We start from the raw sequence: 13,001 nt of genomic DNA, 5'->3' as shown, positions 1-13,001 counted from the left end.
ACAAATTACGGATTCTCGTTATAATGGCGGACATTCAAAAGTTACTTAAAGCGAAGTCATGGCAGATCCACGTACTGATAATCGAAACCGTAAAACTTCTGATGCACAAGTTGATGCAATCAAGGTTCCCCCGCATTCATTAGAGGCTGAGCAATCCGTCATTGGTGGCTTGCTACTGGATAATGAGCGTTGGGATACGGTTTCAGAACACGTGGTGACTCAGGATTTCTACAGTCGCCCGCATCGCTTGATTTTTGACGGGGTAAAATCGATTTTGGAAGCGGGTAAACCGCTCGATTTAATTACACTGTCTGAATATCTTGAACAGCGTGAGCAGTTGGAAGATGTCGGTGGTTTTGCCTATCTGGCTGATTTAGCTAAAAATACCCCAAGTGCTGCCAACATCAATGCTTATGCGGAGATTGTGGCACAGCGTGCACTGGTGCGTAACCTGATCGGTGTGGCGAATGAAATTGCGGATGCGGGATATGATCCGCAAGGACGTAATGCCGAAGATCTGCTCGATCTGGCCGAAAGTAAAGTCTTTGCGATTGCCGAAGCGCGTACCAGCGAAAATGAAGGCCCGAAAAACGTCGATAGCATTTTGGAACGTACGTTAGAGCGGATTGAGCTGCTGTACAAAACGCCGCAGGATGGGGTGACAGGGGTTAACACTGGCTTTACTGATCTCAATAAGAAAACCGCCGGTTTACAGGGTTCCGATTTGATCATTGTCGCAGCTCGTCCTTCGATGGGTAAAACCACGTTCGCGATGAACTTGTGTGAGAACGCGGCGATGGAGCAAGATAAGCCAGTGCTGATCTTCTCGCTTGAGATGCCAGCAGAACAGATCATGATGCGTATGTTGGCGTCGTTATCACGTGTCGACCAAACCAAAATTCGTACCGGTCAGCTTGATGATGAAGATTGGGCGCGTATCTCTTCTACCATGGGGATCCTCATGGAGAAGAAGAACATGTATATCGATGATAGCTCTGGTTTGACTCCAACCGAAGTTCGCTCGCGAGCACGACGTATTGCTCGTGAACACGGTGGTTTATCTCTCATCATGGTCGACTATTTGCAGTTAATGCGCGTCCCTGCGTTAACCGATAACCGTACTCTAGAAATTGCTGAGATTTCTCGCTCATTGAAGGCATTGGCCAAAGAGTTGAATGTGCCTGTTGTGGCATTGTCGCAGTTGAACCGTTCTTTGGAGCAGCGTGCGGATAAACGACCAGTTAACTCGGACTTGCGTGAATCGGGATCTATCGAGCAGGACGCGGACTTGATCATGTTTATCTACCGTGATGAAGTTTATCACCCAGATAGTGCTCTGAAAGGCACGGCAGAAATCATTATCGGTAAACAGCGTAACGGCCCAATCGGCTCGGTGCGCTTGACTTTCCAAGGACAATATTCTCGTTTCGACAACTATGCGGGACCTGCATTTGACGATGAGTGATTCGATGAACTATATGAAGGCGGCAACTGCCTACATCAATTTGGATGCGTTGCAGCACAACTTGCAGCGCGTCAAACAGCAAGCTCCGCACAGTAAAATTATGGCGGTGGTTAAAGCCAATGGTTATGGTCATGGTCTGCGTCATATCGCGCGTTATGCGATTGGAGCGGATGCCTTCGGTGTGGCGCGAATTGAAGAAGCGTTACAACTGCGTGCTAGCGGAGTAGTAAAGCCTATCTTGTTACTTGAGGGTTTTTATTCGCCGGGTGATTTACCGGTGCTGGTGACCAACAATATTCAGACGGTAGTGCATTGTGAAGAGCAGTTGCAAGCGCTAGAGCAAGCTCAGCTAGAAACCCCCGTCATGGTCTGGTTGAAGGTGGATAGCGGGATGCACCGTTTAGGCGTTCGCCCAGAGCAGTATCGAGATTTCGTCAATCGCTTACATCAATGTGCCAACGTGGCAAAACCGCTGCGTTATATGAGCCATTTCGGTTGTGCTGATGAGCTAGATAAATCCACAACCGCAGAACAAACTGAGCTGTTTTTGTCGCTGACTCAAGGCTGTCAGGGAGAGCGTTCATTAGCTGCCTCAGCAGGATTATTGGCTTGGCCTCAAAGCCAACTCGAGTGGGTGAGACCGGGCATTATTATGTACGGCGTTTCTCCTTTTGCTGAAAAAAGTGCTGAGGAGTTGGGGTATCAGCCAGTGATGACCTTGAAATCACACTTGATCGCAGTGCGCGAAGTGAAAGCAGGAGAAAGCGTGGGCTATGGTGGTATTTGGACCAGCCAACGTGATACCAAAATTGGTGTGATTGCGATTGGTTATGGAGATGGCTATCCACGCACTGCACCGAATGGTACGCCTGTGGTAGTCAATGGTCGCCGCGTGCCCATTGCGGGCCGTGTATCAATGGATATGCTGACGGTCGATTTAGGGCCAGAGGCGACCGATTGTGTGGGCGATGAAGCCATGCTGTGGGGACGTGAACTTCCCGTTGAGGAAGTGGCCGCCCATATCGGTACGCTTGGGTATGAGTTAGTCACTAAACTCACATCGCGAGTGGAAATGTCTTATTCAGGAGCAGGCATTTAGCCTGGTTATTTATGGTCTCGCTCACCGTCTACTCAAATGTCGGTGAGTGAACCTCTTGGTTACTCATTCACCCTGAATCGTGGCGATGATCCTCCTCGCTCCGCCATGATCCCTATGCTCTCCCAGATAGATTCCCTGCCAAGTTCCTAACTCCAATCGACCATTGCAAATCGGTATGCTCACACTGCATCCGAGTAATGAAGATTTGATGTGAGCAGGCATGTCATCATCGCCCTCATAAATGTGCCGATAGTAAGGCGCACCTTCAGGAACTATGTGGTTAAAATGGGCTTCCATATCTTGGCGCACAGTGGGATCGGCATTTTCATTGATGGTGAGACTGGCGGAGGTGTGCTGAATAAATAGATGTAACAAACCGACATTTAACGCTTTGAGCTGTGGTAATTGTTGTTCAATTTCATCAGTGATCAGGTGAAATCCCCGTGGACGTGGGCGTAACTGGATTTGTTGCTGCTGCCACATAAAGCCAGCTCCTTAAGTATATTGGCAAAGTGAATGTTTAAGGGTAAGGTGAGCGACGCAGATTACCAGACAAAAATGAGTTAGGGTCGGTGTTTACGTGACCTATCGCAAAGTGGGTGAAAATGAGTTCGCTCATAATGATTCACTGAAAATTAATTACATGTTATTCCCACGCGGAAAACGCATTTTTAACCTATTCTTTTTGCTTAAATCGGGGATTCCATCGGCAGAGCTAAGCCTGTATTGAGATGGAATAAAACCACAGTAACATCGGGATAGATGCCATGTTGAAAAATATCAATCCAACGCAAACCCAAGCTTGGAAAGCGCTGACCGCGCATTTTGAATCCGCTCAGGATATGGACTTAAAAGCACTTTTTGAGCAAGACAGTGAACGTTTTGCTAAATACTCTGCGCGCTTTGGGCAAGACATTCTGGTCGATTATTCGAAAAACCTTGTGAATGCTGAAACCATGCAGCACCTGTTTGCTTTGGCTAAAGAAACCGAACTTCAGTCAGCGATTGCGGCCATGTTTAAAGGTGAAGCGATCAACCAGACTGAAGATCGTGCTGTTCTGCACACGGCACTGCGTAATCGCAGCAATTCACCTGTGCTGGTGAACGGTGAAGATGTGATGCCAGCTGTGAACGCTGTACTGGCTAAAATGAAAGCGTTCTCTGAGCGTGTGATTGGCGGTGAGTGGAAAGGTTTCACCGGCAAAGTGATTACTGATGTAGTGAATATCGGTATCGGTGGTTCTGACCTTGGTCCATACATGGTGACCGAAGCGTTGGTACCTTATAAGAACCATCTGACCATGCACTTTGTGTCTAACGTTGATGGTACGCACATGGCGGAGACACTGAAAAAAGTGGATCCGGAAACCACACTATTCCTTGTGGCTTCAAAAACCTTCACTACTCAAGAAACCATGACCAACGCCCACACAGCGCGTGATTGGTTCCTAAAAGTGGCGGGCAATGAAGCACATGTCGCGAAACACTTTGCTGCGTTATCAACGAACGGTAAAGCGGTCGCTGAGTTTGGTATCGACACCGACAACATGTTCGAATTCTGGGATTGGGTAGGCGGTCGTTACTCTCTGTGGTCAGCGATTGGTCTTTCTATCATTCTGTCTATTGGTTACGACAACTTTGTTGAGTTGTTGACGGGTGCGCATGAAATGGATCAGCATTTCATGAATACACCGTTTGAAAGCAATATTCCGGTGATTTTGGCGCTGATTGGTATTTGGTATAACAACTTCCACGGTGCAGAATCAGAAGCAATTCTGCCTTACGATCAGTACCTGCATCGCTTCGCGGCTTACTTCCAACAAGGCAACATGGAATCTAACGGTAAGTACGTTGACCGTGATGGCAACCCTGTGACTTACCAAACTGGCCCAATTATTTGGGGTGAGCCAGGCACTAACGGCCAGCACGCTTTCTACCAGTTAATCCATCAAGGGACTAAGCTGATCCCGTGCGATTTTATTGCTCCGGCGCTCAGTCATAACGTAGTGAGCGATCACCACCAAAAACTGATGTCTAACTTCTTTGCGCAAACCGAAGCACTGGCATTTGGTAAATCAGCACAAACGGTACAAGCTGAATTAGAAAAAGCAGGTAAGTCGGCGGCAGAAATCGCAGCGTTAGTACCATTCAAAGTGTTTGAAGGTAACCGTCCAACCAACTCGATTCTGGTCAAGCAAATTACACCACGCACGCTGGGTAACTTGATTGCGATGTACGAACACAAAATCTTCGTACAAGGTGTGATTTGGAATATCTTCAGTTTCGACCAATGGGGTGTCGAATTAGGTAAACAATTGGCGAACCAGATCCTACCTGAACTGGCGGATAATGCGGATGTGAATTCGCATGACAGTTCTACCAACGGTTTGATCAACGCTTTTAAAGCCTTTCGTGCTTAATTGTGCTGAGCTAAAACGTTTTTGATACCAAGGCCTTACAATGTAAGGCCTTTTTTCTCTAGTTTCCTATTGCACTAAGTCATGAGCATTCCGATGGAGTATCCAACCACATACTGTGAGTTGACGTTGGCAGCATGCTGTTATGAGATAGGTGGTAACCTATTGACAGGCAAAACAAAACCGGACAGCAGATGTCCGGTTTTTGCAAGTTTCATCGTGGGTGTTGAATCCAGAGATCTTTGGTTTTAACGCTAGTTCAAGGATAAATTGATGCGTTGAATTATTCGAAACAGATTTCGATAAACGCATTACCCCAAGGTGAAGAAAACGGCATGATAATGATCGCTCCTTCACACTTGTGACGAATGGTATGCCCTCGGCCTGACACAACCACAGGGGTAGCCATATCAAAGTCAAAGCCACTTTCAGCCAAAATACGCTTAGCTCCGCCTGTCACCATATTTGTGATCTCACCAACCATGTCGGTGACTTCTTCATTGAGACCATTAGGACGTTCACCCAGCATATTCTGCATAATTTCCAGCGCTAGGCTTTCATCAAAGGTGATAGACATGGAGCCACGTGTTGTTGGGCCAATCATACCGATCAGACCAGAAACATCGCCGCGAGCAATTTCATCTTTCTTGATACGTGGTTTTTGTGGCTTTAACTCAAGGGAAGCCATGGTTTTCAACACGTTCATTAAAGACGCTAAAAACGGGTTTACAAATTCAGCGCGCATAACCTTCTTCTATTGTTGCTTTTTCTCTTTCGAGAGACAGGTTTGACAAACTCCATGTGACTCGATGACATGATTGCTTATCGTAAAACCGTGTTTCTCCGCGTTACTTGCTAGCAAGGCTACCAGACTATCATCTCGAGATTCAATCACGTTACCACATTGGTCACAAATCAATAGATGTGAGAAATGCTTATGGGCGTTACATGAACAGCAAGAAATAAAGCTGTTGGTGGACTCAACTCGGTGAATAAAACCTTGTTCTAGCAAAAAATCCAGTGCTCGATATACAGTCGGAGGCTTAGCTTGTGGTTCACTTTTTTTAAGATCTTCCAGCAACTCATACGCACTCGATGAACGTTTGCTGGCACAGATCAACTCAAATACAGTTTTACGCTGCGAGGTGAGTCGAACCCCTCTGGCTGCACATATTTCTTCAATTTGCTTGATTAGCTTGTTGTCCAAAACCATCACCATCACTGTTGGACTTAAGTAATAATATACTATGTAGAGATGAATATCGTTGAGAGTCTAAATAAAATCCACGTAAAAAGTGGGTGGTAGTTCAAGTCATCTCATTGAATAAGCGTAAATTACCCTATTTGGCTCAAAAACGATACAACTAACCCCTGTGGCTTGGGACGCAGGTTTCATTCACAACGCATTTCTCACGATGAACATTATGTACTGAGTAACCCTCGTGAGTTTGCGATTTCATGCTAGGGCATAGCGAACAAAAATTAGCACTTCAGCCAAGATACGATTAAAATGCCGGACTTTGATTTTTCGCCACCGCGCGGTGGTTGTTTTTAGACTGAAATGGGGACGTTCACCTATGACTCACTCATGCAGACTCTCAGTCGCTCCGATGCTCGATTGGACCGACCGCCACTGCCGTTACTTCCATCGTTTACTCTCTTCACAAACGCTTCTGTATACTGAAATGGTCACCACTGGCGCGATCATCCATGGTCGTGGCGATTTTCTGGCTTATAACCAAGAAGAGCATCCTGTGGCATTGCAGTTTGGTGGATCTAATCCCAAGGATTTAGCGCATTGTGCCAAGCTGGCGCAAGATCGTGGCTATGATGAAATTAACCTGAATGTGGGCTGTCCTTCTGATCGTGTGCAGAATGGCCGTTTTGGTGCTTGCTTAATGGCTGAGCCTGACTTGGTCGCGGAATGTGTGGCGGCTATGCGCTCGGTCGTCGATATTCCGGTGACAGTAAAAACCCGTATCGGTATTGATGACCAGGATTCGTATGAGTTTTTAACCCAATTTATCGCTACTGTGGCAGAGAAAGGCGGTTGTGAACAATTTACTATTCATGCGCGCAAAGCGTGGCTGAGTGGCTTAAGCCCGAAAGAAAATCGTGAAATTCCGCCATTAGATTACTCACGAGCGTATCAAATTAAACGTGATTTTCCGCACTTAACTATTGCGGTCAATGGTGGTGTGAAAACGTTGGAAGAAGCGAAACTGCATCTTCAACATCTTGATGGTGTGATGATTGGGCGTGAAGCGTACCAAAGCCCTTACTTGCTTGCAGAAGTTGATCAGCAAATTTTCGGGTTGGATACCCCAGTGAAAAAACGCTCGCAAGTGATCCATGAAATGATGCCTTATATTGAACGTGAGTTATCGCAAGGTACACATCTTGGTCATATGACTCGCCATATGTTAGGGCTGTTCCAAAATATGCCAGGTGCTCGTCAATGGCGACGTCATATCAGTGAAAATGCACATAAACTGGGTGCTGGATTAGAAGTTGTCGAACAAGCGTTGGCAAAAATCCCTTACCAAGAGTTGGGTGTGTAAAAAACACTAAATATTAGCGAAATTAGCACAATTTTCGTAAAGCCAATCTGTCTTACAGACGATTGGCTTTATTTTTTATTCAAAATCATGCAGTTGCTTGTCGTCTATAGTTGGCTTGAAATCTGCTTATCACAGATGAATATCTAGAGAGGGTATAAAACATGTTTGAATTGATCTTTATTTTGGTCTTTGCCGCGACACTGTTGGTTACTGGGATCACCCTTGTGAGTGTATTTGGTGCAATAGCATTGGCTTTTTTGGTGATGGCACTGTTCGGTATGTTAGGCATAGTATTGAAACTCTTACCTTGGCTGGTGGTCATTTTAGTCGTGATCTGGTTAATGCGAGATAGAGTGAGTGCTTCCCGTTAAGTGATGACAAAATGATTTGTTGATTTTAGGTTTGTGTTACCATCTCTGACCTTAATCATCCTTTAATCGAAACTTAACGGAGCATAGCTCATGAACCAAACTGCATTGGCGGCACTGGTCTCTGCATTGATGATCGCGCCTATTTCAGCTTTTGCTGCAGGGTCATCTTCTACCGCAACTGTTGGCGCAGATATGTGGTTAACGAGTACCAAGATTGATAACACTCGTCGTGATGATGCTAACGCCCCAACCTGCATGTCGCCTTTGAGCATCAACTGCCATATTTGCCGAATGTGAATTTACGCTACACCAATCTTGAAGCGGATTTTGCCTCTTTCGATAAGTACGATTACACCTTCTACTACCAGTTGCTCGATCGTGAGTTGATGAGGTTTGATGCGGGTATCACTCTGACCCAATACGCGAATAGTGATTATCAAGCGCCAGACGCGCGCCGCTACGATTTTGATCAAACCACTTTTAACTGGTACGCCAGTGCAGAAATCACTATTCCTAACACGCAGTTTGATCTGATTGGCCAATTTGATTTTGGTAACAATAGTGATTTGAAATCTTCTGATGTGATGGCTGGTGTTCAGTATCGTTTGCCGATTGCTGCGGGAGATGTGGCGTTTAAGGCCGGTTATCGCGTGGTGGATCTTGAATTTACGGAGCTTGCCAAGCAGTCAGTGGATGTTAAGCAGTCTTTTGTTTTTGTTGATGGTTGGTTCCTTGGAGCACAATTTAGTTTCTAATTGATTTCTCATTATTGAGCTTTGCTTTAATGAATTCCTTTCAAATGAGCCACAGGTTGGCTCATTTTTGCTATCTGGACCATGCTTACCTTTTATTCATCAGCTAAGGATTGGAGAGCAACATGACTATTTCTGAGTTAAGAGAGCTATATCAAACGCAACAACTCGTTGAGGCGATTATTGAGCCCTCCTTTCAAGAGGGGGAATGGATTGTCGAATTTCGCCATCAAATGGGTGGATTTGTGTTGTTAACTGATGAAAATGGCGAAGAGTGTCGCTATATCGATCTCGATAGTGCTTCACAATCCGCCATGGCGGTCGGGTTTCGTCAGGTTCGAATTGAAAACCATTAGTGAGACGGTTAAGTCGAAAAGTTATAAAACATTCACATCTATTCTTTCTTGTTATTAAAAAGAGTGATTAATCTATCGTCATGCAATGAATAGGGAAGTCGTGACGATGTCTTTAGGAAACACTCTACCTCCGGCACTAGCTGGGCTCGCTAGTCCGTTAAATGATCTACAACTTAATCAACTTCAACAGACAGTTACCCAACTCAATCCCCAGCAATTGGCTTGGGTGAGTGGTTATTTTTGGGGGCTCAGTCAATCCAATGCGCTGAATGCTCCTCAATTGTCTTCAGCGCAAACACTGCCGTTGGCGGCAGCAGCAGGCAAGTTAACTATTATTTTTGCTTCGCAAACAGGTAACGCTAAAGGTGTTGCTCAAGCGCTATTAAAAGAGGCGCAAGCCGCAGGCATCCAAGCCCAGTTATTTGACGCGAGTGAGTACAAAGGCAAAGACTTAGCTAAAGAAACTCATGTGATCTTTGTTGCTTCAACCAATGGTGAAGGAGAAGCTCCTGATAATGCATTGACTTTGCATGAATTCTTAAAATCGAAAAAAGCGCCCAAGCTGCCCAACCTTAAATATGGCGTGTTAGGGCTTGGTGATTCGAGTTATGAGTTTTTCTGTCAAACCGGCAAAGATTTTGACCAGTTTTTAGAGAATTTGGGTGCTCAGCGTTTTGTTGAACGCTTAGATGCCGATGTGGATTATCAAACTTCTGCCGCTGAGTGGCGCGCAAAAGTACTGGGTATTCTAAAAGAAGAATTGGCAGCGCTAACTTCAGTCGCTGGCTTGCCACAGCAAGCTACAACCAGTGCGACCAGTGAGCTTTATAGTAAAGAGCAACCTTACATTGCCAGCTTACTGACTAGCCAAAAAATTACTGGTCGTGATTCTGGTAAAGATGTGCGTCACATTGAAATTGATTTGGCTGAATCAGGTATCACTTACCAACCGGGTGATGCGTTAGGTGTTTGGTACGAGAACCGCCCACAACTGGTTGATGCATTACTGGATAGCGTTGGCCTCTCTGGTAATGAACAAGTTCAAGTGGATGGTGAAACACTCTCACTGCACACGGCGCTCACTCATCATTACGAAATTACTGCAGCCAATCCGCAGTTGGTGGCGCAATATGCTGAACTTGCGCAAAGCGAAAAGCTAAAGTCTTTAGCTCAGGATAAAGAGCAATTACGTGAATACGCGATTCGCACTCAAGTCATAGATGTGCTGCGCGAAGAAAAAATCTCGCTTTCAGCTTCTCAGCTGTTGTCACTCTTGCGTCGCTTAACACCGCGTCTTTATTCTATTGCCTCTAGTCAAAGTGAGGTGGGTGAAGAAGTGCATCTTACGGTTGGGGTTGTTGAGTATGAGCATGAGGGAGAACAGCGCTTTGGTGGCGCATCCAGCTTCTTAGCTCATCAGTTAGAAGAGGGTGCTCCGATTAAAGTGTTTGTTGAGCACAATAACAACTTCAAGTTGCCGAGTGATGATAATGCTCCGGTGATCATGGTTGGCCCCGGAACGGGCATTGCACCTTTCCGCAGCTTTATTCAAGAGCGCGAAAACCGTGGTGCAGCAGGGAAAAACTGGCTGTTGTTTGGTGATCGCACCTTTACCCAAGATTTCCTCTACCAAGTTGAGTGGCAAAAGTATCTTAAGTCTGGTGTGCTTAACCGCTTAGATGTTGCTTTCAGCCGCGATCAGCATGAAAAAGTCTATGTACAGCATCGTTTGTTAGAGCAGGCGGAGTTGGTGTGGCAGTGGCTACAGGAAGGTGCTTACTTCTACGTGTGTGGTGATGCATCACGTATGGCGAAAGATGTGCACCAGGTATTGATTACTGTCGTAGAGCAACAAGGTGGCTTGAGTCGTGAGCAAGCCGAAGAATATGTGAGTGAACTGCGTAAAGCAAAACGTTATCAAAGGGATGTCTACTAATGAGCACAAATCAAAACCCATCAGTACAAGAAGTGCTTGGCGAAGTGCTCGGCCCATGGTCGGATAATGAACGCCTAAAGCGTGAGAGTCATTTTCTACGCGGTACGATCGAGCAAGATCTGCAAGATCGCATTACTGGCGGTTTTACCGCGGACAACTTCCAGCTCATCCGCTTTCATGGCATGTATCAGCAAGATGACCGTGATATCCGTGCTGAGCGCAGTAAGCAGAAGCTTGAGCCTTTGCACAATGTCATGCTCCGTGCTCGTATGCCGGGGGGGATCATCACTCCTCACCAGTGGCTCGCGATCGATAAGTTTGCGACCGAACAGACTCTGTACGGCAGTATCCGTTTAACCACACGACAAACTTTCCAGTTTCACGGGGTACTCAAGCCGAATATCAAACTGATGCACCAAACTCTGAACAGTATTGGTATCGATTCGATTGCGACCGCAGGGGATGTGAATCGTAACGTTTTGTGTACCTCTAACCCCGTGGAATCTGAACTGCACCTGCAAGCCTACGAGTGGGCGAAAAAGATCAGCGAGCACCTACTACCGAAAACACGCGCTTATGCAGAGATTTGGTTGGATGGTGAAAAGATCGAAGGGCCAGATGAAGAGCCGATTTTAGGTTCAAACTATTTGCCGCGTAAGTTCAAAACTACTGTTGTGATCCCGCCACACAATGATGTGGATGTGCACGCCAATGACTTGAACTTTGTCGCGATTGGTGAAAATGGCCAGTTGGTCGGTTTTAACGTGTTGGTGGGGGGGGGGCTTGCGATGACGCACGGCGATACTTCAACCTATCCTCGTCGTGCCGATGACTTTGGTTTTATTCCTCTGGAGAAAACCTTGGAGGTTGCGGCAGCGGTGGTCAGTACGCAACGCGATTGGGGTAACCGTTCTAACCGTAAAAATGCCAAAACCAAGTACACCTTAGATCGTGTAGGGGCTGAGGTATTCAAAGCCGAAGTTGAAAAACGCGCGGGAATTGCGTTTGCGCCAAGCCGGGCTTATGAGTTTACCAGTCGTGGTGATCGGATTGGTTGGGTTGAAGGTATCGATGGTAAACATCATTTAACCCTGTTTATTGAAAATGGTCGTTTGTTGGATTTCCCGGGTAAACCACTGAAAACGGGTGTGGCAGAGATTGCTAAGGTTCATCAAGGCGATTTCCGCATGACGGCTAACCAAAACTTGATTGTGGCTGGTGTGCCAGCGGATCAGAAACAGCATATTGAACAGCTCGCGCGTAGTCATGGTTTGATCGATGATGGTGTGAGTGAGCAGCGCATCAACTCAATGGCGTGTGTGGCCTTCCCAACCTGTCCACTGGCCATGGCGGAGGCCGAGCGTTTTCTCCCTTCTTTTGTTACGCAAGTGGAAGGTATTTTGGCAAAACATGCGTTACCAAAAGAAGAGAACATAATTCTGCGTGTGACGGGCTGCCCGAATGGGTGCGGTCGAGCCATGTTGGCTGAGGTTGGCCTAGTCGGTAAAGCGCCGGGTCGCTACAACCTCCATTTAGGCGGCAATCGAAATGGAACGCGCATTCCTAAGATGTATAAAGAGAACATTACCGACACGCAAACCCTTCAAGAAATTGATGAGTTGGTGGGACGCTGGGCTAGCGAGCGTCTGGACGGTGAAGGATTTGGCGACTTCACCATCCGTGCAGGCATTATCGAAGAGGTCATTATCTCGAAGAGGGATTTCTATGCCTAACCATACCGCTCCAACTCTGGAAGAGTTATTGACGTTAAACAAGGTGCAGCAAACGCTGCGCCTAACGGAAGTCAATCAACATCTGGAATCCCTCAGCGCACAAGAGCGCGTCGTATGGGCTCTAGAAAATCTGCAAGGCAATCATGCACTGTCATCGAGCTTTGGTATCCAAGCCGCAGTGATGCTTCATTTATTAACTTCAGTGAAGAGTGACATTCCCGTCGTTTTAACCGATACCGGCTATCTGTTCCCCGAAACCTATCAGTTTATTGATGAGCTTACTGAGCGGCTCAATCTGAACTTAAAAGTTT

The 13,001-nt window shown here is 46.4% G+C and carries 12 protein-coding genes and 1 pseudogene (1 of these 13 only partly in view); 10 read left to right on the top strand and 3 right to left on the bottom strand.

The features are described 5' to 3' along the window. Window positions 1-58 precede the first annotated feature (58 nt). Window positions 59-1,465 carry a replicative DNA helicase gene (locus VOA_RS16840; RefSeq protein WP_000774914.1) on the top strand — a complete coding sequence of 469 codons (1,407 nt, stop codon included), beginning with the start codon at window positions 59-61 and terminating at the stop codon, window positions 1,463-1,465. Between the two features lie 13 nt (window positions 1,466-1,478). After that, window positions 1,479-2,564, top strand: coding sequence for an alanine racemase (gene alr / locus VOA_RS16845; RefSeq protein ID WP_005526258.1), 1,086 nt, complete (start codon window positions 1,479-1,481; stop codon window positions 2,562-2,564). 63 nt (window positions 2,565-2,627) lie between these two features. Here alr and VOA_RS16850 read toward each other — a convergent pair whose 3' ends face one another. Continuing rightward, complete coding sequence (locus tag VOA_RS16850) at window positions 2,628-3,047, bottom strand: secondary thiamine-phosphate synthase enzyme YjbQ (RefSeq protein ID WP_000267855.1); 420 nt, start codon at window positions 3,045-3,047, stop codon at window positions 2,628-2,630. Window positions 3,048-3,331: 284 nt separating this feature from the next. On the opposite strand from VOA_RS16850, the gene pgi reads away from it, so the two are divergent. Further along, window positions 3,332-4,984: a glucose-6-phosphate isomerase gene (pgi, locus tag VOA_RS16855; protein ID WP_000916651.1), complete on the top strand. Its 1,653-nt coding sequence runs from the start codon at window positions 3,332-3,334 to the stop codon at window positions 4,982-4,984. Between the two features lie 280 nt (window positions 4,985-5,264). Here pgi and VOA_RS16860 read toward each other — a convergent pair whose 3' ends face one another. Then, a complete protein-coding gene (locus tag VOA_RS16860) occupies window positions 5,265-5,726 on the bottom strand; it encodes a chemotaxis protein CheX (RefSeq protein ID WP_001200950.1) in 462 nt (153 codons plus the stop codon). Window positions 5,727-5,735: 9 nt separating this feature from the next. Beyond that, window positions 5,736-6,200 carry a zinc uptake transcriptional repressor Zur gene (gene zur / locus VOA_RS16865; RefSeq protein ID WP_009355701.1) on the bottom strand — a complete coding sequence of 155 codons (465 nt, stop codon included), beginning with the start codon at window positions 6,198-6,200 and terminating at the stop codon, window positions 5,736-5,738. Window positions 6,201-6,558: 358 nt separating this feature from the next. Between zur and dusA the strand changes: the two genes are divergently transcribed. The 7 genes and pseudogenes from dusA to VOA_RS16895 form a co-directional block, all read left to right on the top strand. Then, window positions 6,559-7,542 carry a tRNA dihydrouridine(20/20a) synthase DusA gene (gene dusA, locus VOA_RS16870; protein ID WP_083806176.1) on the top strand — a complete coding sequence of 328 codons (984 nt, stop codon included), beginning with the start codon at window positions 6,559-6,561 and terminating at the stop codon, window positions 7,540-7,542. A 161-nt stretch (window positions 7,543-7,703) separates the two neighbouring features. Continuing rightward, entirely contained in the window at window positions 7,704-7,913 is a 210-nt protein-coding gene (gene pspG / locus VOA_RS16875) for an envelope stress response protein PspG (RefSeq protein WP_000462392.1), read from the top strand. Between the two features lie 90 nt (window positions 7,914-8,003). Beyond that, window positions 8,004-8,668: pseudogene (locus VOA_RS0117170) on the top strand (TIGR04219 family outer membrane beta-barrel protein). A 122-nt stretch (window positions 8,669-8,790) separates the two neighbouring features. Next, on the top strand, window positions 8,791-9,021 hold the full coding sequence (locus tag VOA_RS16880) for a hypothetical protein (RefSeq protein WP_000155676.1): 231 nt from the start codon (window positions 8,791-8,793) through the stop codon (window positions 9,019-9,021). A gap of 106 nt (window positions 9,022-9,127) precedes the next feature. After that, window positions 9,128-10,957 carry an assimilatory sulfite reductase (NADPH) flavoprotein subunit gene (locus VOA_RS16885; protein WP_000052023.1) on the top strand — a complete coding sequence of 610 codons (1,830 nt, stop codon included), beginning with the start codon at window positions 9,128-9,130 and terminating at the stop codon, window positions 10,955-10,957. Continuing rightward, the gene (gene cysI, locus VOA_RS16890; RefSeq protein ID WP_000106300.1) at window positions 10,957-12,690 is read left to right on the top strand and encodes an assimilatory sulfite reductase (NADPH) hemoprotein subunit; all 1,734 of its coding nucleotides are present in this window, start codon (window positions 10,957-10,959) and stop codon (window positions 12,688-12,690) included. The genes VOA_RS16885 and cysI overlap by 1 nt, the downstream gene beginning before the upstream one ends. After that, window positions 12,683-13,001: the 5' portion of a phosphoadenylyl-sulfate reductase gene (locus tag VOA_RS16895; RefSeq protein ID WP_001132805.1), read on the top strand. 440 nt of this gene lie beyond the right edge of the window; only the first 319 of its 759 coding nucleotides appear in the window; it begins with the start codon at window positions 12,683-12,685; the stop codon falls past the right edge of the window. The genes cysI and VOA_RS16895 overlap by 8 nt, the downstream gene beginning before the upstream one ends.

The organism is Vibrio sp. RC586 (assembly GCF_000176715.1).
GTDB lineage: Bacteria > Pseudomonadota > Gammaproteobacteria > Enterobacterales > Vibrionaceae > Vibrio.
This window is presented reverse-complemented; position numbering and strand designations above follow the sequence as displayed.

Excerpts from the sequence above, each read along its gene's own strand:
- VOA_RS16840 (WP_000774914.1), top strand. The coding sequence starts at position 59 with ATGGCAGATCCACGTACTGATAATCGAAACCGTAAAACTTCTGATGCA.
- alr (WP_005526258.1), top strand. The coding sequence starts at position 1,479 with ATGAAGGCGGCAACTGCCTACATCAATTTGGATGCGTTGCAGCACAAC.
- VOA_RS16850 (WP_000267855.1), bottom strand. The coding sequence starts at position 3,047 with ATGTGGCAGCAGCAACAAATCCAGTTACGCCCACGTCCACGGGGATTT.
- pgi (WP_000916651.1), top strand. The coding sequence starts at position 3,332 with ATGTTGAAAAATATCAATCCAACGCAAACCCAAGCTTGGAAAGCGCTG.
- VOA_RS16860 (WP_001200950.1), bottom strand. The coding sequence starts at position 5,726 with ATGCGCGCTGAATTTGTAAACCCGTTTTTAGCGTCTTTAATGAACGTG.
- zur (WP_009355701.1), bottom strand. The coding sequence starts at position 6,200 with ATGGTGATGGTTTTGGACAACAAGCTAATCAAGCAAATTGAAGAAATA.
- dusA (WP_083806176.1), top strand. The coding sequence starts at position 6,559 with ATGACTCACTCATGCAGACTCTCAGTCGCTCCGATGCTCGATTGGACC.
- pspG (WP_000462392.1), top strand. The coding sequence starts at position 7,704 with ATGTTTGAATTGATCTTTATTTTGGTCTTTGCCGCGACACTGTTGGTT.
- VOA_RS16880 (WP_000155676.1), top strand. The coding sequence starts at position 8,791 with ATGACTATTTCTGAGTTAAGAGAGCTATATCAAACGCAACAACTCGTT.
- VOA_RS16885 (WP_000052023.1), top strand. The coding sequence starts at position 9,128 with ATGTCTTTAGGAAACACTCTACCTCCGGCACTAGCTGGGCTCGCTAGT.
- cysI (WP_000106300.1), top strand. The coding sequence starts at position 10,957 with ATGAGCACAAATCAAAACCCATCAGTACAAGAAGTGCTTGGCGAAGTG.